Raw genomic sequence first — 25,900 nt, 5'->3', positions numbered from 1 at the left:
CATGTCGCGAATGTCAGCCCGTCAATGATCGCGCAAAGCTGTCAGCTGGCTGTACGGAGTATGAATTTCTCAGGCGCAGGGTTCAGGAGTCCAGCGCCTCCAACCCCAGATGCTCACGCAGGGTCGAGCCTTCATACGCTGTGCGAAACAGCCCTTTGCGTTGCAGGTGTGGAATGACGCTTTCGACAAACTCGCTGAACGAGCCCGGCAGATATGCCGGGGAAATGACGAAGCCGTCGCAACCGCCCAGGGTGAACATCTCCGCCAGTTGATCGGCAATCTGTGCCCCCGTGCCGACCAGCTGCGGCACCCGTACGCTGCTGGCGAAAATCCGGCCCAGTTCCTCCAGCGTCGTGTCCGGCCCTTGCATCAGCAGCTTCTCCGCCGCAGCAGGCGGTATAGACGGCGAGCGTGCGATCTCTGCCAGCGTCGCAGACAGCGGAAACGGAGAGAGATCGACGTTCAGTTGCGACGCCAGGGTGACCAGACCCAGTTCCGGGCGCGCCAATGCGTTGTGCTTGTCGCGCTTGGCCCGCGCCTCGGCTTCGCTGCCACCAATAAACGGCATCACCGCCGTCAGCACCTTGCAGCTGTCGGCGTGGCGGCCTTGCTCGACGACCTGCTCGCGCACGTCCTGGCGAAACGCGTGCATGGCCTTGAGGTGCGGGTGAATGGTGAAAATCGCCTCGGCCCAGCGCGCGCCGAAACGCCGTCCACGCCCCGACGAGCCGGCCTGAATCAGCACCGGACGCCCCTGCGGCGTGCGCGGGATGTTCAGCGGCCCTTCAACCTTGAACCACTCGCCGTGGTGCTTCACCGAGGTGATCTTCGACGGGTCGGCCAGCACGCCGCTTTCCCGGTCCAGCTTCAGCGCATCCGGCCCCCAGCTGCGCCACAACTTCAGCGTCACTTCGACGAACTCGTCAGCGCGGTCATAGCGCAGGTCGTGCTCAAGGTGCTTGTCCTTGCCGAACAGGCGCCCTTCGCTGTCATTCATCGACGTGACGATGTTCCAGGCAGCGCGGCCTTTGGACAGATGATCCAGCGTGGCGAACTCCCGAGCGATGTGCGCCGGCTCGTAATAGGTCGTCGAGCGGGTAGCGCCCAGGCCGAGCTTGCTCGTTTGCCCGACCAGGTAGGACAGAATCGGCAGCGGGTCCAGACGCGTCGCATCCTGCGCGCCATACCGCAGGGCCACGTCCCGCGAGCCGCCCATCTGGTCACCCACCGCCAGCCGGTCGGCGAAGAACAGAAAATCGAACAGGCCCTCCTCCACCACCCGCGCCGTGCGGGCGTAATACTCGGGATCCAGGTAATGGCCGACCGTTTCGGGATGGCGCCAGACCGCATGACTGTGAATAACCGGCCCGGTCAGCAGGAACGCCGACAGGTGAATGTGACGACTCATGATCGCGCTCCTGACTTATTGGGCGTGCGGGGTCCAGACAGCGATGTCGGACACCTTCAGCGCTTTGGGGATCATCCCGGCTTCAAAATAGAAGTCGGCGATGCGCTGCTGTTCGGCCAGTTCATCCACCTTGACCGGGACGATGTCGTAGCTGCGTCGGCTGTTGGCCAGCTCGACGGTCTCAGGCGGGATGTTGCCCCACAGCGGCGCCAGATTCGCCGCGGCTTCCTTGGGATGACCTTTCACCCACTGCCCGGCCTGATGCAAGGTTTCGAACACCACTTGCAGCACCTCGGGATGGGCCTTGGCGAAGCTCGTGTTGGCCACGTAAAAACGGTTGTAGTTGGCAATGCCGCCGGAGCCGTCGGTCAGCACGCGAACATGATGCTCGCGTTGCTGGGTCGCCAGGAAAGGGTCCCAGATCGCCCAGGCGTCGACGTTGCCGCTGGCAAACGCGGCGACACCATCGGGCGCCTCCAGGTAAATCGGCTTGATGTCCTTGAGGGTCAGCCCGGCGCTCTTCAGGGCCGAAATCAACAGAAAATGACTGCCCGAGCCCTTCGACACCGCGACGGTTTTGCCCTTGAGGTCGGCAACGCTGCGAATCGGTGAGCTGTCCGGGACGATGATGGCCTGCGCTGTCGGGGAAGGATTCTCACGGGCGTAGTAGGTCAGCGGCGCATTCGCCGCTTGCGTGAACAAGGCAAACGCATCGGCGACATCGGCATGCAGGTCCACACTGCCGGCGTTCATTGCACTCAAGAGCCCGCTGCTGAATTCATGCCAGTTGACGGTGAAGCCCAGCGGCTTGAGCCGTTCCTCCAACTGGCCGTCGTTCTTGAGCAGAATCCACAGCGTGGACGAGCGCTGATAGCCGATGTTGATGACCTGCTCGGCGTGAGCGGTGAGGGTCGCCAGCATTAATGCTGCGGCCACGATGATCTTTCGCAGGGACATGAGGATCCTTGAACGGGCACAGGAGGAGCGCTCAGCGCAAAAACGAATGAGCACATCGAAACAGCTTCACTTTCATTATAAAAAACGACGTGGGTTATGAAAGAAACTTATAGATCTATGCATATGCCCGAAGCGCAACGGAACGGCTGAATACCCGCTGCGGTCTAGGGATAAGCACATCAGTCCGTCGCCGAACCAAGGAGCACCCGTGAACATTTTTGAAGCCCTGAGAGAGAGTCATGACCGGCAACGCGGCTATGCCGATGCCTTGATCCAAACCCATGGCGACAGCGAGGAGCGTGTCGAGGTCTACAAACAGCTGAAAGCTGAACTGCAGGCCCACGAAACCGCCGAAGAGCGCTTCTTCTATATCCCGTTGATGCAGTTCGACAACGGCGTCGACCTCAGCCGCCATGCCATTTCCGAGCACCATGAAATGGATGAGATGATGGAAGAGCTCGACGAAACCGAGATGTCCAGCCCGTCCTGGATGGCCACGGCCAAGAAGCTGTCGGAGAAGGTCCATCACCACCTGAAGGAAGAAGAGCAGAAGTTCTTCCAGTCGGCGGGCAAACTGCTGGACGACAAGCAGAAGCAATCGCTGGCCCGTGAGTATCACAAGGAGTATGAGGAGCAATTGGCCAAAGCTTGAGCCGCTCTGAATGCTGAAAAGCCCCGAATTTCGGGGCTTTTTTTTGGTCGTTTTTCGCTGCCGCATTTTGTTGGCGATGCCGTGTTTCGGGTGAAGAGCGGTTGGGTGCGGGTCTGGTGGAGTGCGCAAGAAGTTGCGCACTTGATTGCGTGCTTTAGAGGCCCTACAGCTCTAGAAGCCACGTCGTTTTTGGCCTGCAGGCGAGTGCGCAAGACGTTGCACAGCCGTGCGCAACTTCTTGCGCAGGCTTTATGGGTTCTCTGGTTTGGCGTTCGCTCAAACCTTCCGCATTCCTCCTTAACTCATTGATTTTTATCGACTAAATCATAGCTGGCACAGCCCTTGATATCTCCGTGGCCCCCGGATTGGCATTCAGGCCTTTTCGGATGGTTTCTTGAGCACGGAGAGCATCGTTGGCAAACCCCGCAGTTACGTCCGGCAGTGACGCAAAAAACGAGCCTCAGGTGGCGATCGTTCCGCTTGATCTGATTCAGCTTGAGGACGTTGGCGCCGGTGCGGCGAACGTCGATGCCTGGCTGCAGGACATCAGCGGCGGGGTCGTTTCGCTTGAGCGGATCAAGAACGCTGCGGGATTTTTGCCCGTGGTGGGCAACATCATGGCACTGGTCGATGCGCTGAATGACATCGTTCGGCTGGCCACGAGCGAGAATCGCGACCCGCTGGATTGGGTCAGCTTGGGCATCAATCTGATTGGCGTCTTGCCGACGCCGCCGACCATGGCGGCAGCGCGAATGAGCCTGCGGCCGACGCTGTTTCTGGTGCGCCAGGAGATGCGTCAGGCGGGCAAGATGGTGCTGGGTGATTCGCTGATCGAGGTGCTGGTCGGGCACCTCAATGCCGACATCGTCGGGACCCTTGATGATTTTGTGACCCAGGCGCAGGGGAAGCTTGCTGGAATTCTCGATGACGCGGGGAAACTCGGCGAAGGCGTGCTGAATGAGATCGCCAAGGGTCTGGAAAGCGTGGTCAACGGCGATCTCGATGCCGAGGGCAATCTGCTTGAGGCGGTGCAACTGATCAGCGATGGGCGCAAGCAGTGGGACTACGATCCCAAAGGCGCGATTTCCAACATCTTCATCGCGGTTGCCGATGTTTACATCGCCGCCGGCCAAAAAATCGTCAACGGCACCATCGAACATCTTGTGCCTGAAGCGCTGAAAGACCCGATCCGCAGGCAGGTCGAGTCGTTGCGTGCCATGGGGTCAGAGCTTCGGGTCCAGATTAATGGTCTAGCGGATCCAGGGGTTCAGAACTCGATTGGGGCGTTGCTGCAGACGTTGGCTGGGGCAGTCGTCAGTTGGCGTTCGCGCAATGGGCATGGGCAAGCCTTCAACATCAAGCCGGGGGTTGTTAATCAGGCCAGGCGCCAGGGCGGCGAAGGGAAGCTGGAGACGGTTGGATTCGAGAAGCCTGCGAAAGCCCGGCCTAACAAGCGGAAGAACTGTACGTGTCCGTGCCCTTGTGAATGTGCCTGTGGGTCGACGGCGAGGAGCATCAGTTTTGCGATGGGTTCGGAGTCGGTAAGCCATACCGATTTCAGCCTGCCGGGGCCTTTTCCCATTGAGTGGACGCGGACTTATTGTTCGAGTCTGGATGCTTACGATCAGGACGTCATTGGCGCACGCTGGATCACGCCGTTTACTACACGCTTCGATCTCGTCGGCGACGGTTTAGTGTTTCATGACTTCGACGGACGCAGCCATGAGTTCCCCCTTCCCAAGGTCAAGCTGTTTCACTTCAACGCCATTGAAAATCTGACCGTCATTCGCCTCAGCAAGGATCGGTTGGTGCTGATGCGGGGCCTGGAGCACAGGGAGACCTATGTTCGCCGGGGTGACCGTTTTGTTCTGATCAACAAGGTTTTGCCCAATGGCGCCGGGGTGATGCTGCATTACGAGCATCGGCACGGTGGGGGGTTGGTGCTCTCCGAGCTGGTCACTTATCGGGAGAAGGACGCCCGTAAAGTCCATCTTCGCCTGGGCACGTTGATTGATGACCAAGGGCGTCTGACGGGCCTTTGGGAAGTGCGTGATGGCGACGTCAAACGCCAACTGTGCGCGTATCGATACGATGATTTTGGTGACCTTGTTCTGGCTCAGGACGAGAACGGCGCTGCCTGGCGTTATCAGTATCAGGACCACCTGATTACTCGTTACACCGACCGTACCAGTCGTGGTTTGAATTTGCAGTGGCAAGGCACGGGCCCCGACGCGAAAGCCATCCGCGAATGGGCGGACGACGGCAGTTTTGACACGCGATTGGCGTGGGATGAAAACATCCGTCTGACCTACATCACTGACGCTTTGGGTCATGAAACCCGGCATTACTACGATAGCCTGGGTTACACCTACCGCATTTGTCATGCCGATGGCCGTTCCGAATGGTTCTTCCGCGACGCCGCGAAAAACATCATCCGCCACGTTCATACCGACGGCAGTACCGACCGCTATCGCTACGACAAACTCAGCAACCTGACCGAGCACACCCGCGCTGATCACAGCGTGATGAATTACGCCTACGACGAAAAAAGCCATCTGATAAAAATCAGCGATGGCGAGGGTGGGCTGTGGAAACGGGACTATGACCTTCGCGGCAATCTCGTTGAGGCGATTGATCCGCTAGAGAACGTCACTGAGTACGCCTACAACTCGTTTGGTCTTCCTACGGCGATCAAGGACGCCAACGGCAATACCAAGTCGTTGGCCTACAACGACGCGGGTCAGCTCGTTAAGTACACCGACTGCTCGGGCAAGGTCAGCACTTGGGAATACGACGAACGCGGCCAGATGGTTGGCTTCACCGACCCGGCCGGGCATAGCACGACGTACGAATACAAAGCCGGCCAGTTGGTGTTGATCAAGCATCCGGACAAACCCGAAGAACGTTTTAGCCGCGACGCCGAAGGTCGTTTACTCGCCCATTCCGATGGCCTGGAGCGCTGCACCACCTGGCGCTACAGCGCTGCGGGATTTATCGCCGAACGTGTCGATGCCGCCGAACAAACCTTGCGTTACCGCTGGGACAAACTTGGCCGGCTGGTGGCGCTGGAAAACGAAAACGAACGCAGTGCGCATTTTCACTACGATCCTGTGGGCAGGCTGCTGGAAGAGCGAGGTTTCGATGGGCGTTCTAGCCGCTATCAATATGATCCCGAAACAGGAAGGCTTGCTCAGACGGTGAATGGCCAGCGCACGATTGCGCTGACCTTCGACCCCATGGGCCGCCTGGCCAAACGCCATGCGACCCTCGGCGACAAGTCGCAAAGCGAAACCTTCGCCTATGACGGCAACGGAAATCTGGTCATGGCGACCAACGCGGCCAGTCGCCTGCAATGGTTTCACGACCCAGCTGGCAATTTACTGCGCGAGCACCAGCATTACTCGAACTTGGATAAACCACTGGTTGCCGTCTGGCAGCATGAGTACGACGCGCTCAATAACCGCTTCGCGACCATTCGCCCGGACGGCCATCGCGTCAGCTGGCTGACCTACGGCAGCGGCCATCTGCTCGGTATGAAGCTCGACGAGCACGAACTGCTCAGTTACGAACGCGATGACCTGCACCGCGAAGTGGCCCGCCATCAAGGCAACAGCTTGCTGCAAACCCAAACCTGGGACCCAGCGGGACGCTTGCAGGAACAATTGTTAGGGCGCAGCGACGATAAATCCGTCCTGATCAAACGTGCTTACCGATACGACGCAGCTGGCCAACTCACCGACATCAATGACAGCCGTCGAGGCCCGCTCTCATACCGCTACGACCCGGTCAGTCGCCTGCTCAGCGCAACCAGCCGCTTGGGCGTGGAAACCTTCGCCTTCGACCCTGCGAGCAACCTGCTCGATGACAGCGCCGCACCCGCGCGCCGCCCACTAGACCCCGAGCCGGCTCAAAACAAACTCGTCGACAACCTGCTGCGCGACTACGCCGGCAACCACTACGAATACGACGAACGCGGCAACCAGACCGAGCGCTGGACCAACGGCCTGCGCAGCGAACTGCACTGGGACCTCTTTGATCGCCTTGTGCATTTTCGAGATCCGCGTCTGACTGTGGACTTCGGCTACGACCCCCTCGGACGCCGCCTCTACAAATTCTCGAAAGCGCAATACAGGCCACGTCCCGAAGCCGGCACAGGCTGGAACGAAAACGAACACGCCAGCAAAGAGCGCGAACTCGGCTGCGGCTTCACCCTGTACGGCTGGGACGGCGACAACCTCGCCTGGGAAAGCAGCCCTCCGCCCCACGCCGGAGCCCTCGGCCGCACCGTCCACTACATCCATGAGCCCGGCACCTTCGTTCCCGTGGCGCAGGCCATCCGCCACGAAACCATCCGCCTCGTAAGCCAACCCACTTACGAAGGGCGCTACAACTTCAAAGAAGATCCGCTCTGGACCTACAAGCCAGTCGCACTGCCAATCGACGCCCTCGCCTGGTACCAGTGCGACCACCTCGGCACGCCCCAGGAAATCACCGATCAAAACGGCAACACCGCCTGGAGCGCCCAATACAAAGCGTGGGGTGAAGCAACCGAACAGCGCTCCGAGTTCGCCCAACAAGTCGGCCTGACCAACCCGATCCGGTTCCAGGGCCAGTACCACGACCACGAAACCGGCCTGCACTACAACCGCCATCGGTACTATGATCCAAAGGTCGGGCGGTTTATCAGCAAGGATCCGATAGGTTACACGGGGGGGTTAAACCTCTATACGTACGCAGCCAATCCAGTCGGCTTTGTTGATCCTCTGGGACTTGCGGGTCACGAAGTAAAAGCACAAACCGCCGGACCGGATGTGCTAGCGCGAGGTGTACACGTCAATGTTTACGGACCAGGCCTATCGCCGAAAGGGTGGCCATATAACTTTGATACCGGATACAGAAGGCTCGCATGTGATACTTGAGCCGGCTGATAGAGCGACACGCAACATGAGCAAATCTCACTGGCGCAAAGCATGTAAGTGTGTGGCCAGCTATCTTGACGACTCGAAAAATGTGGATCGCCTGGTCAAAGCTGCACAGGCAGGAATTTCGCATAACCCAAACTCCGGAAGGGTCACTGAGCTAAACGAGGTAGGTAGCATCTTGAAGAAACATTACGCCAACGGAACAAATCCAATCTCTAAATAAAAAAATGGAGCCATCATGAAAGCATTAAAATTATCTTTTTTCGAGATCCTCTTACTCTTTTTAAAGGATGCCACAATCAAAAGCCCTGAGGCACTCGGACTCAAGAGCTTTTCACCAGACGAACTTATCGCTCACGACTACGAGCTAGCAGGCGAAGTCGATGACTATCACTTTTTTGAGCAACTCTACAATGTAACTCACAAAACAAGCTCTGTAGGTGTGGTATTCAAGCGCTATTTTTTTAAGGACCAGCAAGTAGGGAGTGGCTTCAGAGTCTTGAAAGGAGTTAGGCTTACATCCTTATTAAAGGAATACATTAGCTACAGTCAACACTATCCTGAACTTATTAAACCGCTGACGTTCTATTTTTTTCATGACAAAAAAGATGGTGCGGTAATTTTCGATGATTCACTGGTAGTGCGGTTTAGCCATAAAAACCAGAGGGATGGCTATCAGGTTGAGACTCTAGAAAGTGATTATGATGAAATGGGGATACTAAACAAAGCTGCGACCAACGCTATAAAATATACAATGGACTTTCACATATTTGAACGGAGTCGCATTACTCTGAAGAAGCGGCACTATTCGTCCGCTTACCGTCGCCTAGTCAAGGCTTTGGAAGCTAAAGACAAGCATGTTTAAGCAGACGAATTAAGGGGACGGACCCCTTTAGCTCCTCCCTACATCAAGTGGAAAGACTGGAGTGCGGGCAAGAAAACAGGTGAAGCAGGGCACATATTCCATGACTAAAAATGCTTATTTTTTTGATGTCGAGACATACCCTGTCGCTTGGCGATTCAACTCTAATGATTGCCTGCTGTCTGACCAGGAAAAGGCAAGCATTATTTTGTTTAATGAACCCCAATCACAACGGCTCTGGGACGCATTTATTCCCACAAAAAACCTGATGGAGCTAACTAGTAACAATTTCAAGCGCCATGAAAAATCTACACTAAGCTTTTCTGAAAGTGCTGAGTCAGCCGAGTTCTTCAAGTTCAGATTAAATGAGGCTGGCTTTATTTGGTTTGTCTGGGGTGGACGCTCAGCGGCGATAGTTCCCAAGGATATATTTATAAAAGCCTGGGACGATTTTTTCTACCCATCGGATGAAGACTCCCTTCTGCTAGTGGTCAATAGCTCGAAGGCTATATATTCTTTTGAAGACACATTTTTTTATGGCGATTTACTGACCCCTGGCACGGGCCTTGATGGCTAAAACTTCCTTAACTAAAGGGGCTGACCCCCTTTAATATTACAACTCTATAACCTCATCTTGCAAACCAGGAAGTTCACTTGCTTAACGCTATAAATAAATCTGCCCCTTTCCTCCCAACAGCTAAGTTAGCTAGAGGCAAAACTTCACAAAAAGGATCTCGACGTCCGTGAGAATGCTTTCAGAAGAGCGGGAAAATACATCAACAATGGGGCAAAGTGCGGGGGTGTAGATGCTTCGATCAGTCGCACCTTTAAGGTGAAAGACGCCAAGCACGAACGTATTGATATTGAAATTATTACTGGCAAGGCGTTTACGGAATAACTTCATGTTCGACGATTACTTGAATGACGAGCAGTTGTATGTTCAGCTGGAGCAATACCTATATGATTATTTCTTAACTGAGTGTCACGCGAGCGGAGTAGATTCAAAAAACTTCAAGGCACCTTTTTATAATACTGCCTTTTCAAACGGCACGCCGTTTAGGGACGGTAATCCTATATTCTCGGCACGAAATAAAACTACCAGTAAAATCCTTAGGATAGTGCTCGATGAGGACACTGATTCACTAGTATCGTATCGCGACAAGGACATGGGTTGTGTACTCGTAATCATAGCAAGGGTGTCTCTGTTGGAGCTCATCATCAAAAAAATGGTTGAATGGGTTAGATCTCAGTAACGTTTTTGCATAGATCAAAAGTGGCTGGGCAAGGACGCTTTCAACTTCACTTACCCTACTTTTACGCCCATAGAAATTTCTTATACGGGTATAGCTGGTCGTGGGCGATAGGGGCTAAAAGGGGACGGCCCCCTTTAATACTTTTAACCTGAGGTTAAACGGCTTAGCCCATCGACATCCAAAAATTTCATATGCAAGGCAAACATGATCACATCGGCTGAAGAATTTGTAACCCTACGCGCTAGCCGTCTCAAGGCTGAATAGGACAGGTCTGCCATGGAGGACGCGCCTCTTGCTGTATGGCGTGAACTGATCTAGAGATATCCCGATTACGTGCAATGGGTAATACACAACAAAACAATTCCACTTGAGATCCTAGAAGAGCTATGCGAGTCGCATCCTGAAAGCAGGTATTTCATAGCAAGTAAGCGAAAACTGTCGCTGGAGTTGTTTGCGTTCCTTTCGCAAGATCCTGATCCTATGGTGAAAAGTGGAATAGCTTTGAACAAAAAGACTCCTTTGGAAGTACTTGTAAACCTGTTAAGTGCTGAGGATGAAGATGTGGCTGACGCTGCCAGGAGGCAATACGAAACCAGGAAATCAGTCTGACAGCGACAGTCCTTTTAGACTGATGCAATCAACCATTTCAGACTAACTGACCATCGCCCCCCTCCAAACGCAAAAAGCCCCGAATCATCGGGGCTTTTCCATCACGCCAGTCAGTTGATCACCAGAATCAAGGATCAACCTGCGCCATCAACTCCGCCACTGGCTCCGCCCGCTTCGCATACCGCTGGGCCACCACCGCACACACCATCAGTTGAATCTGGTGAAACAGCATCAGCGGCAAGATCAACAACCCAATCGTGCTCCCCGCAAACAGCACTTGCGCCATCGGCACGCCGGTCGCCAGACTTTTCTTCGAGCCGCAGAACAGGATGGTGATGCGGTCTTCCTGATTGAAGCCGAACAGCTTGGACAGCAAGGTCGCAGCCACGAGCACCAGCGTCAGCAGCAGGCAGCACACCAACACCAGCCCGGCCAAGTCCCAGATTGGCGTCTTCTGCCAGATGCCTTCGTTGACCGCCTCGCTGAACGCGCCGTAGACCACCAGCAGGATCGAGCCCTGATCGACGAATTTCAGCCAGTTCTTGTTGCGTCCGACCCAGGCGCCGATCCAGCGCCGCATGATCTGGCCGGCAATGAACGGCAGCAGCAACTGCACGCTGATCTTGACGATCGCATCGAGGGTCGAGCCGCCTTCGCCGTGGACGTTCAGCAACAGCGTGACCAGCAGCGGGGTCAGGAATATCCCGAACAGGCTGGAGGCCGCCGCGCTGCAGATCGCCGCCGGGATATTGCCGCGCGCCAGTGAGGTGAAGGCGATCGCCGACTGCACCGTCGCGGGCAGCGCGCACAGGTACAGAATGCCCATGTACAGGTCTTTGCCGATCAGGGGCGACAGCACGGGTTTGAGTGCCAGGCCGAGCAAGGGAAACAGGACGAATGTCAGCCCGAACACCAGCAAATGCAGGCGCCAGTGCCCCGCGCCGGCGATGATTGATTCGCGGGACAGTTTGGCGCCGTGAAGAAAGAACAACAGCGCGATGGCGATGTTGGTCAGCCAGCCAAAACCGACGGCCACCTGCCCGGTGGCCGGCAGGAAGCTCGCGATGATCACCACGGTGATCAGCATGAGGGTGAAATTGTCAGGGAGAAAACGGGGGCGGGTCATCTGCGTCATCCGAAGGTGCCAGGAACATGCCCGTCACTTTAGCGCGCAATGTACCTGCCGACTAACGCCAATATGGCGATCAATAGCGGCTAACGGACACTCCGGACGATCTGGACCTACCGATGACCCATTCCCGGTTAAAGCCGGTCCCACTAGAAGCAGCGGGAGCCGCTTGCCAGACATTGCGTCGACAAGCGGACCAACCACACCCCGGGTAATGTCAGGCCAGACCGCCCTGAATGACGCGCATCACGGTTACGCGACGCTGACCGGGATTGTCTGCAATGAGCCGGGACAACGCGGCCTGCCACTTCACGATGTCTTTCTCTTTCGAGAGCATCATCAGTTGTTCCCAACCCATCGGTCCACGGGGGCCAGCCTGCGCAGCGGCTTTCTCGGGACTGTCTTCGCGTTTCAAAAGGTTTGCTGCAATTTCCGAGAGAGTACTCATGGCCGGCTCCGGGCATGCGCGTCGTAGGGCATGCCGATTCAAAACTAAAGGTAATTTCAGGAGTGCCTTCGCGCCAATTTTCTGTGATCGAGGCCGCCTGTAACAGGGCTGTAGCAAAGTTCAGACCAACAGAAGCATGGCCATCCATTACTCGTTTGCCCATCAAAGCGGTCTGGGAAAGACCGGTTTATCACCCTCAATTTCCCCGTCGCTGACAACCCTGTCGCGCAGGGCTGCTGACCACCCCAAAACTCAGAAGGTGTAACGCCAGCGTGTCACCTGAGTACAAATTTTTGTCGAATTTGTTACAGATTTGAGAAATCTTGATACATTTTCGATGAAATCGCTGGACCATCGTCCCAACCCTGTGCCAGTTTTTCCTCGCTTCATGCACCAAGCGAGTGATTGGATGACCTCGCACCTGAGGTCATTCGGTCGTTTTTTTTCACGCAGACAAGGATATGTCTGAATGTCGAAACTTAAACTCAATGCCCTCAGCGTCACGCCACAGGGCCCAAGCGCTGCATACAACCAGATCAACACGTTCAGCCACCAGTACGACCGAGGCGGTAGCCCGATCAATGGAAAACCGTCGTACACGGTGGACCAGGCAGCCGACTACATCTTGCGCGACCATGCCGCATGGGCAGACTCAAACAGGAGCGGCACCATCGAGTTGACCTACACCTTCCTGACCAGCCGACCCGCCGATTTCGATCGCACCCTGGGCACGTTCAGCGCCTTTTCGGCACTGCAACAATCCCAGGCCAAGCTTTCGATGCAGTCGTGGGCCGATGTAGCGAAAGTCACCTTCACCCAAGCCAACTCCGGCGGTGACGGGCACATGACGTTCGGCAACTACAGCGGTGACAACGGCGGCGCGGCGTTTGCCTATCTCCCGGATAGCGGATCGTATGCAGGTCAGTCCTGGTACATGATCAACAGCAGCTACCAGGTCAACGCCAACCCTGGCACCAACAATTACGGGCGCCAGACCCTCACCCACGAAATCGGCCATACACTGGGCCTGTCGCACCCCGGCGATTACAACGCCGGCAACGGCAACCCGACCTATGCCGATGCCACCTACGCCCAGGACACTCGCGGCTACAGCGTGATGAGCTACTGGAGCGAAACCAACACCGGCCAGAACGCCAAAGGGGCCTACGCTTCGGCACCCCTGCTCGACGATATTACCGCCGTACAAAAGCTGTACGGTGCCAATCTCGCGACACGCGCCGCAGACACCACCTACGGGTTCAACTCCACGGCAGATCGTGACTACTACTCGGCGACGTCTTCGTCGTCCAAGTTGGTGTTCGCGGTATGGGATGGCGGTGGCAAGGACACCCTGGACTTCTCCGGCTACACCAACAACCAGAAAATCAACCTCAACGAGGCTTCGTTTTCGGATGTCGGCGGCCTGGCGGGCAACGTGTCCATTGCCAAAGGTGTGGTCATCGAGAACGCCATTGGCGGCTCGGGCAATGACCTGATCATTGGCAATGGCGCAGCCAACGAACTCCGTGGCGGTGCCGGCAACGACATCATCTTCGGTGGCGGCGGTGCCGATAAACTGTGGGGTGGTACGGGCGCGGATACGTTTGTATTCGCGGCCAGCAGCGACTCACGGCCGTCGACCCCGGACCAGATCATGGACTTTGTCAGCGGTCAGGACAAAATCGATCTGTCGGCCATGCCGGAGTTTGCGACAAGCCACATTCCGCTGACGTTCGTCAGTGCGTTCAGCGGCACGGCAGGTCAGGCCGTGTTGTCCCAGATCAGCACCGGCAGCGCCTTGTCGATTGACTTCACGGGTGACCGTGCGGCCGATTTCCTGGTTAACACCGTAGGCCAGGCCGCCACGACAGACATCGTGGTTTAAGCCTGAGGGGGCGGCGTGCAAACGCCGTCCCTGCCTGATCCGGAGCAGATCAATGAACTGGAAGACCGCGGCGTGTCTGTTCACGACGCTTTTCACCTTAAGCGGAGCCCCCCTCATGGCCAGCAGCCTACGTCTCGCGAGCCCCGCCGAACTGGCCGGTCCCTGGCAGTTTTACCCCAAGGACGATGCGCAGAAACCCTGCACATTGATTCTGCAAGAACAGGACGGACAGCTTGCCGGGGATCTGGCCTGCGCCGGCCATTGGCTGGGCGGCACACCGGCCACCTGGTACCCGACGCCTGATGGCATCGCGCTGGTCGACAACCACGATGAACTCCTGGTGCACATGGGTCGCCAGCGAGAAGGGTTCTACATGGCCCGACTGCCCGACGGCCGCACCCTTTTTCTGCAACGCGACGCCGCAAGCACCACCCCACGCTCCTGACTCTTTTTCAAGGATGAACCCCCATGACCCAAGGCCGGCCAAGCCCCCTGCCGCGCGCGCCCATGTGGGCCACGCTCAAGGCCTACAAAGGCATCCTGCTCAGCATCGGCGCCTTCACCGCGCTGATCAACGTGTTAATGCTGGTGCCCTCGGTCTACATGTTGCAGGTTTACGACCGGGTGCTGTCATCGCAAAACGAAACCACGCTGGCGATGCTGACCGTGATGGTCGTCGCCTTTTTCATGTTCATCGGGCTGATGGAAGCCATACGCAGCTTTGTGGTGATCCGTATCGGCAGCGATATGGAGCGACGCCTGAACCTGCAGGTGTACCAGGCGGCTTTCGAACGCAACCTCAGCCTGGGCGAAGGCAATGCTGCACAGGCCCTGGGCGATTTGACCCTGGTCCGGCAGTTCGCCACCGGCCCGGCGTTGTTCGCCTTCTTCGATGCGCCGTGGTTCCCCATCTACCTGGCGGTAATCTTTCTCTTCAACCCCTGGCTGGGCGTGTTTGCCACTGTGGGTGCGGTGATCTTGATCGCCCTCGCCTGGCTGAATGAAACCCTGACCCGCAAGCCACTGGCCCAGGCCGGGCACTTTTCTGTTGCATCGAGCCAGTTGTCCGGCAGCCACCTGAATAATGCCGAAGCGATCCAGGCCATGGGCATGCTGGTACCGTTGCGCCAGCGATGGTTCGCCGTGCACAGCCGTTTTCTGGAGCGGCAAAACCGGGCGAGCGACATCGGCGCGCTGATCGGTTCGTTCAGCAAATGCCTGCGTTTGTGCCTTCAATCACTGGTGCTGGGGCTGGGTGCCCTGCTGGTCATCGAAGGCCAGATGAGCGGCGGCATGATGATCGCCGGCTCCATCCTGATGGGTCGTGCGCTGGCCCCGATCGATCAACTCATCGCGGTCTGGAAACAGTGGAGTTCCGCGCGGCTGGCATGGCAGCGCCTCGACGCCCTGCTGATCGCCCACCCCGAACGTCCGACGCCCATGCCCCTGCCCGCTCCCACCGGGCATATCAGTGTCGAGCAACTCAGTGCCGCACCACCGGGGCGGACCACCGTGACGCTGCAGCAACTGAGTTTCACCGTGAATGCCGGAGAAACCCTCGGTGTGCTGGGGGCGTCCGGCTCTGGCAAGTCAACCTTGGCCCGGGTCTTGATCGGAGTCTGGCAACCCCTGGCCGGGGTGGTTCGTCTGGACGGTGCTGAGTTGCACCGCTGGGACCGGACCGCGCTGGGCGCCCATGTCGGTTATCTGCCCCAGGATATCGAACTGTTCAGTGGCAGCATTGCCGACAACATCGCACGCTTTACCAGCGCCGATCCGCACCAGGTGGTGACCGCAGCCCGACTGGCAGGCGTGCACGAAATGATCCTGCGTCTGCCCCAAGGCTATGACACGCAGTTAGGCGATGGCGGCTCCGGGCTGTCCGGCGGTCAGAAGCAGCGCGTGGCGCTGGCCCGTGCGCTGTACGGCGAGCCGAAGCTGGTGGTGCTCGACGAACCCAACTCCAACCTCGACAGCAACGGCGAAGCCGCATTGGCCGCTGCCATCGCGCAGCTCAAGGCTCGCGGTTGCACGGTGATTCTGATTACCCATGGCTCTGCCGTACTGAATCAGGCTGACCGTCTGCTGGTGCTCAACGACGGACGGCTGCAATTGTTCGGCCCGGCGCGTGATGTTTTGAAAGCGCTCTCCGGTACCCAGCCTGCGCCTGAACGGTCGCAAGGGGTGCAAGGGGTGCAAGGGGTAAGTACCAGTCGCCAGCTTGGCGCGCAGCAAGGAGGCCAGCGCCATGAATGAACACATCATCAAACCCGAACGCAGTGCACAGTTTTTCGTCAGCGCAGGCTGGTGGCTGGCCCTGCTCGGTGCCGGCAGCTTTTTCCTCTGGGCTGCACTTGCCCCGCTCGACCAAGGCATCGCCGTGCCTGGCACAGTGGTGGTCTCCGGCAAGCGCAAAGCGGTGCAGTCGGTGGACAGCGGCGTGGTCAGTCGCATCATGGTGCGCGAGGGCCAATTAGTGCATCAGGGCCAACCACTGTTCCAGCTTGACCACACCCAGGTGCAGGCCGACGTGCAATCGTTGCGTGCCCAGTACGAACTGGCCCAGGCCAGCATCGCCAGGCTCCAGGCAGAACGAGACGGCAGTGTGCAGGTACGCTTTCCCGAGGCCCTGTTACAGCAAGCGTCTCCACAGCTGCTCGGCGTGCTGGAAGGCCAGCGGCAGTTGTTCAGCAGCCGTCATCAGGCGTTTCAGCGATCCCAGGCAGGCATCCATGCAAGCATCGAAGGTGGCATTGCCCAACTCGCCGGCATGCGCCAGGCGCGCAATGACCTTCAAGCCCAGGCCGAGTCCTTGCGCCAGCAACTGGAAAACCTCCGGCCGCTGGCCGAACGAGGCTACATCGCCCGCAACCGCTTGATGGACTACGACCGGCAACTGTCTCAGGTGCAACGTGATCTGGCACAGAACACCGGTGACACAGGCCGGGTCGCTCAGCAAATCGAGCAATCACGGCTGAGCCTGCAGCAAGGTGTCGAGGAGTATCAAAAGGAAGTGCGCGGGCAACTGGCCGATGCCGAGCTGAAAAGCATCACGCTGAGCCAGCAACTGGCCTCGGCACAATTCAGTCTGACCCACAGTGAAATCAACGCTCCGGCCGATGGCATTGCCGTGAACCTCTCGGTGCACACCGAAGGCGCGGTGGTGCATGGCGGTGAATCGCTGCTGGAAATCGTGCCCCAGGGCGAGGGCCTCGAGATCGAAGGCCACCTGCCGGTGAACATGGTCGACAAGGTGGCCGAACAGCTGCCAGTGGATGTGCTCTTCACCGCGTTCAATCAGAGCCGTACGCCGCGCGTGAATGCCACGGTCAGCCTGATTTCCGCCGATCAGTTGCTCGACGAGCGCAGTGGTCAGCCGTACTACATCGTGCGCAGCACTGTCACCGACCAGGCGCTGGCCACACTCAAGGGCCTTGTGATCAAACCCGGCATGCCGGCGCAGATGTTCGTGCGCACAGGCGAGCGCTCTCTTCTCAATTACCTGTTCAAGCCTTTGATGGATCGCGCAGGAATGGCACTGACCGAGGAATAGGATGTTTCGGTACATGAAAATCTGGCTGGCAGCACTGCTGTGGATCAGCGCCAACATGCAGGCCCAGGCAATGGGCTTGTTTGACGTTTATGAGCAGGCCTTGCGTAACGACCCGGTGTTCCTCGGCGCCATGAAGGAGCGTGACGCGGGGCTGGAGAATCGTAATATCGGCCGTGCCGGGCTCTTGCCCCACGTGGCCTGGAACTACAACAAGGGACGCAACGACTCGAGGGCCACCTACAAAAGCGACGATCGCCCCAACTCCCGCGAGGACCGTCACTACAACAGTTTCGGTTCGACGCTGAGCGTGCAGCAGCCGATCATCGACTACGAGGCCTACGCCAACTACCGCAAGGGTGTGGCACAGGCCTTGTTTGCCGACCAGGCCTTTCGAGGCAAAAGTCAGGAGTTGCTGGTGCGGGTGTTGTCCGCTTACAGCCAGGCGCTGTTCAGTCGCGATCAGATCGAGATTGCCGAGGCAAAGAAGAAGGCGTTCGAGCGGCAGTTCGAGCAAAACCGACAGATGTTCGATCAGGGCGAAGGCACCCGCACCGACATCCTGGAAGCCGAATCCCGTTACGAATTGGCCGGAGCCGAGGAAATCGAAGCGCAGAATGAGCAGGACGCAGCGTTGCGCGAGCTCGGGGCCTTGATCGGCGTGCCTGAGGTGCGCATCGACGAACTGGCGCCTCTGCGTACGCCGTTCAACTTCCTTGCGCTGACGCCCGCCACGTACGAAGCGTGGAATGCCATCGCCTTGAGTGAGAACGCCGACCTCGCCTCCCAGCGCCAGCTGCTGGAAGTCGCGCATCAGGAGGTGAAACGCAACGTCGCCGGGCATCTGCCCAAGCTCAACGCTTACGCCACGGTGCGCAGCATGGAATCCGACAGCGGCAATACCTACAACCAGCGTTACGACACCAATACCATTGGCCTGGAAATCAGCCTGCCGCTGTACGCAGGTGGTGGGGTCAGCGCCTCCAGCCGCCAGGCCAGTCGTAGCCTGGAGCAAGCGGAGTATGACCTTGAGGGCAAAACCCGTGAGACGTTGATCCAGTTGCGCCGACAGTTCAACGCTTGCGCCACGGGCGTACGGAAAATCCGCGCTTACGACAAGGCGTTGGCTTCAGCGGAGGCATTGGTGGTGTCCACGCAATACAGCATCAAGGGTGGCGAGCGGGTCAACCTGGACGAACTGAATGCGCAACAACAGCTTTACAGCACCCGTCAGGACCTGGCCAAGACTCGATATGAGTACTTGATGGCCTGGATCAAGCTGCATTACTACGCCGGCACCCTGACCGGTGAGCAGTTGGCGCGGGTCGATGAGGCATTTGGCGCGGGTCGGCCGTCACGCTAAACATCAGTGGCCATATGGGTAACGTCCAGTTCACCTCCGTGGCCACCGAATGTGCAGTTGTAACTGCATATTCGGAACGCCCAAATAGCGTGAACTATGTTCCTGACCAATTGATCCCAAACGATGCGCACCCTGCGCGGCCCTGATGGGTCAGTTCAGCACAGCATAAGCGTCAGTAAAATAGGGAGCCGTCGTGAACACTACCGCCCATCTTGTCTACCGAAACCCGCCAGGCCCGCTACACGCGATATTGCTGGCCGGCACCGTCCCGCTGTTTCTCGGCGCATTGCTGAGCGACATCACCTACTACCAGACCTATCAGATCCAATGGAGCAACTTCGCGTCCTGGCTTATCGCCGGGGGGCTGGTGTTCTGCGGACTCGCCGTACTGTTCGCGCTGGTCAATCTGATCCGGGCCGATCGCAAAGCCGGGCGCCCCATGGTCTACCTCGTCTTGTTGGTGGTGACCTGGGCACTGGGGCTCGTCAACGCCTTTGAACACGCCAAGGATGCCTTCGCCAGCATGCCGTCGGGCCTCATTCTCTCCGCACTGACCACGCTGCTGATTGCCGTGACGGCGTGGCTGGGACTCACCAGCCTCCGTTCGGGAGAAGGACAATGAGCCACTCGATCAAACTGACCGCGATCAGCGTCGCGTTGTTGTTAAGTGGCTGCGGTGACGCCGGGGATGCCACCCAGGCATTGGGGCCCGATCCAAAATTGCCGGCTGCCCAACGCGGTCTTTTACCCAGCATGAAGATTGCCGAACCGGCGTTGTGGGGTGACCAGAAGCCCACTGTACCTGAGGGCTATAGCGTGACGGCCATCGCCGCCAACTTGCAGATTCCCCGCCAGACGCTTGTGCTGCCCAACGGCGATATCCTCGTGGCTGAAGGCCGTGGCGGAAACGCCGCGAAACTCAAACCCAAGGACGTGATCGCGGGGTACATCAAGGCCCAAGGCAACACCAAGGTCAAAGGCGGCAATCGCCTGACCTTGCTGCGGGATGCAGACGGTGACGGCGTCTACGAGACGAAGACGGTGTTCGCGGAAAACCTCAACGCGCCCTACGGGCTGGCGTTTGCCAACGGCAAATTGTACGTGGCCAACCAGGACGAATTGGTCCGTTTCGATTATCAAGAGGGCCAGACCAAGGCCAGCGGCCCACCGATCAAAGTCACTGACTTGCCCGCTGAAATCAACCACCACTGGACCAAGTCACTGGCTGTCAGTGACGACGGGCGCACCTTGTATGTCGGCATCGGATCGAACAGCAACGTGACCGAGCGCGGTATGGAGGTCGAACTCGACCGGGCCAGGGTCTGGCAGGTAGATGCCGAAACCGGTGCCCACAAAGCGTACGCGACCGGCATCCGCAACCCGACGGCGTTAACCATCCAGCCGCAAACCGGGAAGTTATGGGCGGTGGTCAATGAGCGCGATGAACTTGGCCCGGATCTGGTCCCGGACTACCTGACCTCGGTTCGCGAGGGTGGATTTTACGGGTGGCCTTACAGCTATTGGGGTCAAAACGTCGACACGCGTGCCCAGCCGCAGAACCCTAAAATGGTCGCTGCCGCCATCAAACCCGACTACAGCCTCGGTTCCCACGCCGCCGCGCTTGGCGTGGATTTTTCCATCCCGGCGATGGGTGAAAAGTATGCCGACGGCGTATTCGTGGGCGAACACGGCAGCTGGAACCGGGAAAGTCCAGTCGGGTACAAAGTCATCTTCGTGCCGTTCAGCAATGGCCGTCCGAACGGTGCGCCGATTGACTTTGCGACCGGCTTTCGCGGCGCCGACGGGAAAACCCGCGGGCGGCCAGTCGGCGTGACGGTGGACCCGCGCGGTGCACTCATCATCGCCGACGACCTGGCGAACACCGTCTGGCGGGTCACTCGTAATCGGTAAAGCATGATTCCAGGCAGGGCAAGCCTGCCTGGAATGCACAAAGGCGTTTACTGCTCCACTGGCGTGGATTGATTCATGGGACGTGATCGAGCGAATATCCGTCGCATCCCATTGATCTGGCATCTGGCCAACGGAGCGCAGGCGTTTGAATCCACCCACCGTTTCCCTTGAATCACCCGACCAGCCGGAAGTGATCGCCCTCATTGAAGCGCTTGATGCCTATCAGGTGCCTCTCTACCCGGCTGAGAGTCATCATGGCATCGATATAAAAGCGCTTTCTTCGAAAAATACAGGCTTCGCCGTTGCCCGCTCCAGCGATGGAGAGGCCGTGGCTTGCGGGGCGCTGGTGGTGCACGCGACTCACGGCGAGCTGAAGCGGATGTTCACTCAACCTGCCTTCCGCGGGCAGGGCCTTGCCGGCAGGATTCTGGGTGTTCTGGAAGATGAGGCTCGGAGACGAGGCTGCGGGCGAGTCATGCTTGAGACCGGGTATCTGCAACACGAAGCCATCTCGTTTTACGAGCGCAACGGGTATCAGCGTCGAGGGCCATTCGGTGATTACCAGGATGATCCCAACAGCGTGTTCATGGCAAAGGCTCTGATCTCTTAACGCCCATGTGGGTCGGTGGCACTTCACGCTGTGGAAGGAGCGCGACATCTGCGCGCCCCGCCCCCTATGGATTCACACCGAACATCAGGCCGGCAATTGCCCCTGACCGCTTTCGATGATTTTTGCGAAGTTCATGACGTTCTCGACGTACTTCGGATCGCCCACGCCGCCAGCATCCGCGAGGTTGCCCTTGTTGACTTTGTCCGGGCCCGAGTTGTAGGCGCGCAGCGCCGAATCCCAGTCACCGAAGGTCGCTTTCTGATCACGCATGTACAACGCGCCGGCCATGATGTTGTCGTGGGCGTTGTTGACGTCGGCGTTGCCGAGCTCTTTGGGGTTGTCTCGCTTGAGGGCCGCAAACGTGTCGGCGTTGACCTGCATCACGCCCGCATCGGTCTTGCCGTTGACGTTGGTGGTGTCTTGGCCCAACTGGCCACGGGACTCTGCCCAGATCTGTCCGGCCAGAATGCTCGGCGGTACGCCGGTGGCCCTGGACGCATCCATGATGTCGTTGCGATAGGGCTCGAGCTGTTGTGGCAGATGCAAATCGCCTGAGCCGCTGAGAGACGTATCGTTCGACACCGCACCAGCATTGGCCGCAGGCGCTGCAGCCGCCTGAGCAGCGCCAGCACCTTCGGCACCACCGCCGGCACCTTCCGCCGCGCCAGCACCATCGCCACCGGCTGCACCCTCGGTCGCGCCGCCACCACCTCCCCCGCCGCCGGTCACTGCATTATTCTGCGCAGCGGGATTGCCGGTCTGATTGGGGTTGTTCTGCATCAACATTTGCATCAACTGGATGATCAACGCCATGAGTTGCTGGGCGATGCCGTTCTGGTCTGCGCCACTTGTGAGGGGATTAGCGGCGTTGGTCGTCGGGTCCTGATTTTGAGGGGAACCGAAGTTGACCTGGGACTGCCCGGCATGGGCAAACAGGATCGAACTGGCGTCGAGGGCCTGACCGGCGCCGCCGCCACCGCCCAGGGAATTGCTCTGGCCGGGCTTGCCGCTCAGGGAGGAGAAATCCGGGTGGGCGGCGGGATCGTTCAACGGCCGAACCTGGGAAATACCGATACTCATGATCACTTACCTCTTTCGGGTCAGGAAACATCAATGGGCTTTGGGGATGCCGAACTGATCGAGGACCGGGTCGACGTTGTGATCGAAGGCCTTCTGGGCCTTGTGTTTCTTGACGGCTTCGATGATGGCGGAGATGCCGAAACCCAGGCTCATGGCGGCGTCGGCGATCCAGCCGATCACCGGAATGGACGCACCAATGGCAGCGCCGGCGGCCAAACCTGCTGCCTCTCCCACGACCATGCCGGCAACGCGACCGCCAACTTTCGCCGCCACCTCGCCCAGCCCCGCGCGCCCGGCGGATTTCGCCACGGCGTCATAACCGTGCTTAGCCGCAGAGAGGCCGGATTTGGTGCTGTCGTAAATGGTCTTGGCGGCATCGGTCTTGTCGCCGCGGGCGAGCATGTCTGACACCGAGGCAAAGCCTGCCACCGAGCGCAGCGCCGAAGGACCCATATTCGAGGCGATCTGTGCGGCCATCGACGGCGCGTGGTCTTTATCGCCCTTGGCGTTTTCCAGCACCTTGCGACCGCTCTTGGTGTCTTCCAGATGGTGGAAGGTCGAATCCACATAGCGCGATTGCTGGCTCTGCACGAAGGTGTCGGGCATCACGCTGTCGTAGGCGGCCTTCTGCGCGTCGGCGGTTTGCAATGCCTCTTCACCGTCGGCTTTCTTCTGATCGAGCAACTGCCGGACGGCGCCGCCTTCGCTGAAGTTACGCACGTACGAATCCTGAATCTTGCCCTGCAGATCAGGCCGCTGACCGAGTACCTGTTGCGCGGTCGGCACGTTCGCGTTGTCACCGAGCAGGTCTTTCTGCATCTGCAACTGCGCCGACAATCCGCCCAAAGCGCTGCTGTAATCGGCGTTCGGCTTGTCCTTCTTGGTGGCCTTGTCAGCCGTGTTCAGGTCCGCTTGCAGGGCCTCGCCGCTGTTAACCTTCTGCATCTGCTCGGTGACGGCTTTCTGCAACGATGGCGTGCTGGCGACCAGCGCGCGGGACTGCTGCGGTATCTGTTTGTCGAGGAAGGCTTGCACCTCAGGATCGGCCTGGAGCTGGCCGATCTTCTCGTTCAACGCCTCTTCGGTCTTGCCGGTCTTGCGCAGGTCCTGGCCGGCGACGACGCTCTGCTGGGTCTGTTGCAGCTTGATCATGACCGCGGCTTTCTGCTCGCCGGTGTAGGCGGACGGGTTGTCGAACACATCCTTGCCCAACTTGGAAATATCGACATTGGCCACTGAGTTGAGGGTGGCGGCATCGCTGAGCACGCTGGCAAATTCGCCGCCATTGGTGGGCGCCTGCTTGCTGATCCAGTCGCTGATGTTCTTGGCGTTGAACAGCTTGTCCGGGCTGTGGGCCGCCAGCGAACGACCGCTCAGGCCGCCCTGATCGATCTGCGTGAGAAAGCCGGGTTGCGACCAGGTCTTCGCCGCCTGCTTCAAAGGCCCGGCCAGGCCCGGGTTGTCGTTCTGAATGGCCTTGAGGCCGTCGGCGCTGGTCAGGCCATCGACCTTGGTTTTGCCGTCGGCGCCCAGGGCATGCTTGGGATCGGCGGCCTTGGTCAAGGGTTCGTTGGCGCGCATCAACGCGGCGCTGCGGATCATTTCCAGGGATTGAGGGTCGGCGTCCGGATGGTCTTTCTGGTAGTTGGCAATGTCCTTGTCCGCGCTGTCGGCGGCTTTTTGCATGTTCTTGGCGAAGGCTTTGAGGTCGCCGTCGGTGATCTTGCCGTCCGCTTTGCCGCCGTGCTTGCCGGTATCGACTGCCGTTTTCAGCGACGGGTTGGCGTTGATGAAGTCCATGGCCTTGGCCGCATCCGGGCCTTTTTCAGCGGCCATGCGCGCGGCGGCGATGGGTCGATTCAGCTCTTTGGCCGCCTGCTCGCGCTGGTCCGGCGGCAGGTTGGCAACCATCGGCGCCCAACGCTCAAGCTCCTTGGGCGACGAGTATTTCGAGTCATCGAGAAACGCTGCTTCGCTGGCTTTGGGTGCTTCGGATTGAGCAGCTTCGGCGGGTTTTGCGGCCTCGACTGGCGCTGCGGGGGCAGCGGCCGTGACTGGAGCGGCAGGTTGCGGACTGGCTGCGGGAACGGCACCGGAAGCGGGTGCGTTTTGCGCGGCGGCGTCAGGGGATGACGTGGCGGATTCGGGCGACGATGGCGCCTGTCCCTTGAACAGCTGCGTGAGTTGGGTCAGCAATGAAAGCAGTTGCTGTTCGATGCTCTGAGCCTTGCCCGCAGCGCCTGTGCTGCCAAGGCTATTGCCGGCAAATGCACCGTTCGCCGGCGATGGCTGGGTCGACGCGCCGAAGCGAATAGTCGGATCGACGCCCCCCTTCAGTAACAGCGCCGGCTTGGCGTCAGTCAGCGGCAATCCCTGGGCGGTATCGGCGCCAGCAGATTGGGAAGCAGCGGCGTTGGGAGGAGTGCTTAAGATACGCATGAGTCGTCATCCGGGCGTGAAGGATGGCAACTGTGTGGCTGCTGCGCCGCGTCGGTTCCGATAAATGTTTCAGCTTGTTACTCGGACACGGAGCAGGCTGCTGCTTTTTAGTGGGACCGGCTTCAGCCGGGATGAGGCCTTTTTGAACACCATCCATCCTGCGGCGTGACGCCCGACGTCTTCCCGGCTAATGCCGGTCCCACAAAGTCCGCGTCCAGCCAGCCCCACTGGATACTCAGGCAAACGGGTCCATCTGCCGCTTGAGTTGCTCCCGGGCCCGGGACAGGCGTGAGCGCACGGTGCCGATCGGCACGCCGAGGGACGACGCGGTTTCCTGATAATTGCCGTCCATTTCCAGCGACACCTCGATCACCCGCTGCATGTTCGACGGCAGCGTGCCGATGGCCCTGACCACCTGCATCAACTGACGATGGCCGTCGACCTGATGGCCGATGTCGCCATGGCTGTCGGGCTCGGAATGGGTGTGGTCTTCCCAGCTTTCCTGATACGGCTGGCGGTACATCTTGCGAAAGTGATTGCGGATCAGGTTCAGCGCAATGCCGCACAGCCAGGTCTGGGGTTTGCTTGCGTGTTGAAACTTGTGCTCGCTGCGCAGCGCTTCCAGAAAGGTGCTTTGCAGAATGTCGTCGACATCTTCCGGGTTCATGACCCGCTTCTGAATGAAGCCGCGAATCATCTTGATCTGATCACTGGTCAGGTGACGTATCCCTTGGGCGGGACGGCGCACTGGGGAGTCAATGTCGAGAATCGCAAGGTTGGAAAACATCAGGGCTCTTCCTTGTTTTGAGTGTAATAGCCCTA

19 protein-coding genes are annotated in these 25,900 nt (G+C 58.7%); 12 read left to right on the top strand and 7 right to left on the bottom strand.

The features are described from left to right. Positions 1 to 82: 82 nt before the first annotated feature. Both IFT47_RS24835 and IFT47_RS24830 read right to left on the bottom strand, forming a co-directional pair. Entirely contained in the window at positions 83 to 1,408 is a 1,326-nt protein-coding gene (locus IFT47_RS24835; protein WP_192174770.1) for an LLM class flavin-dependent oxidoreductase, read from the bottom strand. Between the two features lie 15 nt (positions 1,409 to 1,423). Then, positions 1,424 to 2,365 carry an aliphatic sulfonate ABC transporter substrate-binding protein gene (locus IFT47_RS24830; RefSeq protein WP_192174771.1) on the bottom strand — a complete coding sequence of 314 codons (942 nt, stop codon included), beginning with the start codon at positions 2,363 to 2,365 and terminating at the stop codon, positions 1,424 to 1,426. A gap of 208 nt (positions 2,366 to 2,573) precedes the next feature. On the opposite strand from IFT47_RS24830, the gene IFT47_RS24825 reads away from it, so the two are divergent. The 4 genes from IFT47_RS24825 to IFT47_RS24810 all read left to right on the top strand — a co-directional run bounded on the left by IFT47_RS24825 (position 2,574) and on the right by IFT47_RS24810 (position 9,378). After that, a complete protein-coding gene (locus IFT47_RS24825) occupies positions 2,574 to 3,017 on the top strand; it encodes a hemerythrin domain-containing protein (RefSeq protein ID WP_192174772.1) in 444 nt (147 codons plus the stop codon). Positions 3,018 to 3,430: 413 nt separating this feature from the next. Continuing rightward, complete coding sequence (locus tag IFT47_RS24820) at positions 3,431 to 7,936, top strand: RHS repeat-associated core domain-containing protein (protein ID WP_192174773.1); 4,506 nt, start codon at positions 3,431 to 3,433, stop codon at positions 7,934 to 7,936. A gap of 241 nt (positions 7,937 to 8,177) precedes the next feature. Then, positions 8,178 to 8,804 carry a hypothetical protein gene (locus IFT47_RS24815; RefSeq protein ID WP_192174774.1) on the top strand — a complete coding sequence of 209 codons (627 nt, stop codon included), beginning with the start codon at positions 8,178 to 8,180 and terminating at the stop codon, positions 8,802 to 8,804. Between the two features lie 100 nt (positions 8,805 to 8,904). Next, positions 8,905 to 9,378 (top strand): DUF2947 family protein, encoded by a 474-nt coding sequence (locus IFT47_RS24810; protein WP_192174799.1) that lies wholly within the window; start codon positions 8,905 to 8,907, stop codon positions 9,376 to 9,378. Between the two features lie 1,412 nt (positions 9,379 to 10,790). On the opposite strand, the gene IFT47_RS24805 is transcribed toward IFT47_RS24810, so the two are convergent. Both IFT47_RS24805 and IFT47_RS24800 read right to left on the bottom strand, forming a co-directional pair. Then, positions 10,791 to 11,789, bottom strand: a complete 999-nt coding sequence (locus tag IFT47_RS24805; protein WP_192174775.1) for a bile acid:sodium symporter family protein — start codon at positions 11,787 to 11,789, stop codon at positions 10,791 to 10,793. Positions 11,790 to 12,009: 220 nt separating this feature from the next. Further along, entirely contained in the window at positions 12,010 to 12,240 is a 231-nt protein-coding gene (locus IFT47_RS24800) for a hypothetical protein (protein WP_192174776.1), read from the bottom strand. Between the two features lie 469 nt (positions 12,241 to 12,709). Between IFT47_RS24800 and IFT47_RS24795 the strand changes: the two genes are divergently transcribed. The 8 genes from IFT47_RS24795 to IFT47_RS24760 all read left to right on the top strand — a co-directional run bounded on the left by IFT47_RS24795 (position 12,710) and on the right by IFT47_RS24760 (position 21,559). Continuing rightward, positions 12,710 to 14,125, top strand: a complete 1,416-nt coding sequence (locus tag IFT47_RS24795; RefSeq protein ID WP_192174777.1) for a serralysin family metalloprotease — start codon at positions 12,710 to 12,712, stop codon at positions 14,123 to 14,125. 115 nt (positions 14,126 to 14,240) lie between these two features. Further along, positions 14,241 to 14,570, top strand: coding sequence for an AprI/Inh family metalloprotease inhibitor (locus IFT47_RS24790; RefSeq protein WP_192174778.1), 330 nt, complete (start codon positions 14,241 to 14,243; stop codon positions 14,568 to 14,570). Between the two features lie 23 nt (positions 14,571 to 14,593). Next, the gene (locus tag IFT47_RS24785; RefSeq protein WP_192174779.1) at positions 14,594 to 16,381 is read left to right on the top strand and encodes a type I secretion system permease/ATPase; all 1,788 of its coding nucleotides are present in this window, start codon (positions 14,594 to 14,596) and stop codon (positions 16,379 to 16,381) included. After that, complete coding sequence (locus IFT47_RS24780) at positions 16,374 to 17,678, top strand: HlyD family type I secretion periplasmic adaptor subunit (RefSeq protein ID WP_192174780.1); 1,305 nt, start codon at positions 16,374 to 16,376, stop codon at positions 17,676 to 17,678. Before IFT47_RS24785 ends, IFT47_RS24780 begins: the two co-directional genes overlap by 8 nt. Before the next feature lie 13 nt (positions 17,679 to 17,691). Continuing rightward, entirely contained in the window at positions 17,692 to 19,038 is a 1,347-nt protein-coding gene (locus IFT47_RS24775) for a TolC family outer membrane protein (RefSeq protein WP_192174781.1), read from the top strand. A 193-nt stretch (positions 19,039 to 19,231) separates the two neighbouring features. After that, positions 19,232 to 19,660, top strand: a complete 429-nt coding sequence (locus tag IFT47_RS24770; protein WP_192174782.1) for a DUF2231 domain-containing protein — start codon at positions 19,232 to 19,234, stop codon at positions 19,658 to 19,660. Further along, positions 19,657 to 20,949, top strand: a complete 1,293-nt coding sequence (locus IFT47_RS24765; RefSeq protein ID WP_192174783.1) for a PQQ-dependent sugar dehydrogenase — start codon at positions 19,657 to 19,659, stop codon at positions 20,947 to 20,949. Before IFT47_RS24770 ends, IFT47_RS24765 begins: the two co-directional genes overlap by 4 nt. A 145-nt stretch (positions 20,950 to 21,094) precedes the next feature. Continuing rightward, positions 21,095 to 21,559 carry a GNAT family N-acetyltransferase gene (locus IFT47_RS24760; RefSeq protein WP_192174784.1) on the top strand — a complete coding sequence of 155 codons (465 nt, stop codon included), beginning with the start codon at positions 21,095 to 21,097 and terminating at the stop codon, positions 21,557 to 21,559. 84 nt (positions 21,560 to 21,643) lie between these two features. Here IFT47_RS24760 and IFT47_RS24755 read toward each other — a convergent pair whose 3' ends face one another. The 3 genes from IFT47_RS24755 to IFT47_RS24745 all read right to left on the bottom strand — a co-directional run bounded on the left by IFT47_RS24755 (position 21,644) and on the right by IFT47_RS24745 (position 25,865). Further along, positions 21,644 to 22,498 (bottom strand): transglycosylase SLT domain-containing protein, encoded by an 855-nt coding sequence (locus IFT47_RS24755; RefSeq protein WP_192174796.1) that lies wholly within the window; start codon positions 22,496 to 22,498, stop codon positions 21,644 to 21,646. Between the two features lie 171 nt (positions 22,499 to 22,669). Further along, positions 22,670 to 25,078, bottom strand: a complete 2,409-nt coding sequence (locus IFT47_RS24750) for a type III effector HrpK domain-containing protein (RefSeq protein ID WP_192174785.1) — start codon at positions 25,076 to 25,078, stop codon at positions 22,670 to 22,672. A gap of 235 nt (positions 25,079 to 25,313) precedes the next feature. Then, positions 25,314 to 25,865, bottom strand: coding sequence for an RNA polymerase sigma factor (locus IFT47_RS24745; RefSeq protein ID WP_122622931.1), 552 nt, complete (start codon positions 25,863 to 25,865; stop codon positions 25,314 to 25,316). Positions 25,866 to 25,900: the final 35 nt, after the last annotated feature.

Source organism: Pseudomonas sp. CFBP 13711, from assembly GCF_014842265.1.
Taxonomy (GTDB): Bacteria; Pseudomonadota; Gammaproteobacteria; order Pseudomonadales; family Pseudomonadaceae; genus Aquipseudomonas.
The sequence above is the reverse complement of the archived record's forward strand: the minus strand, read 5'-3'. Positions and strand labels throughout refer to the sequence as shown.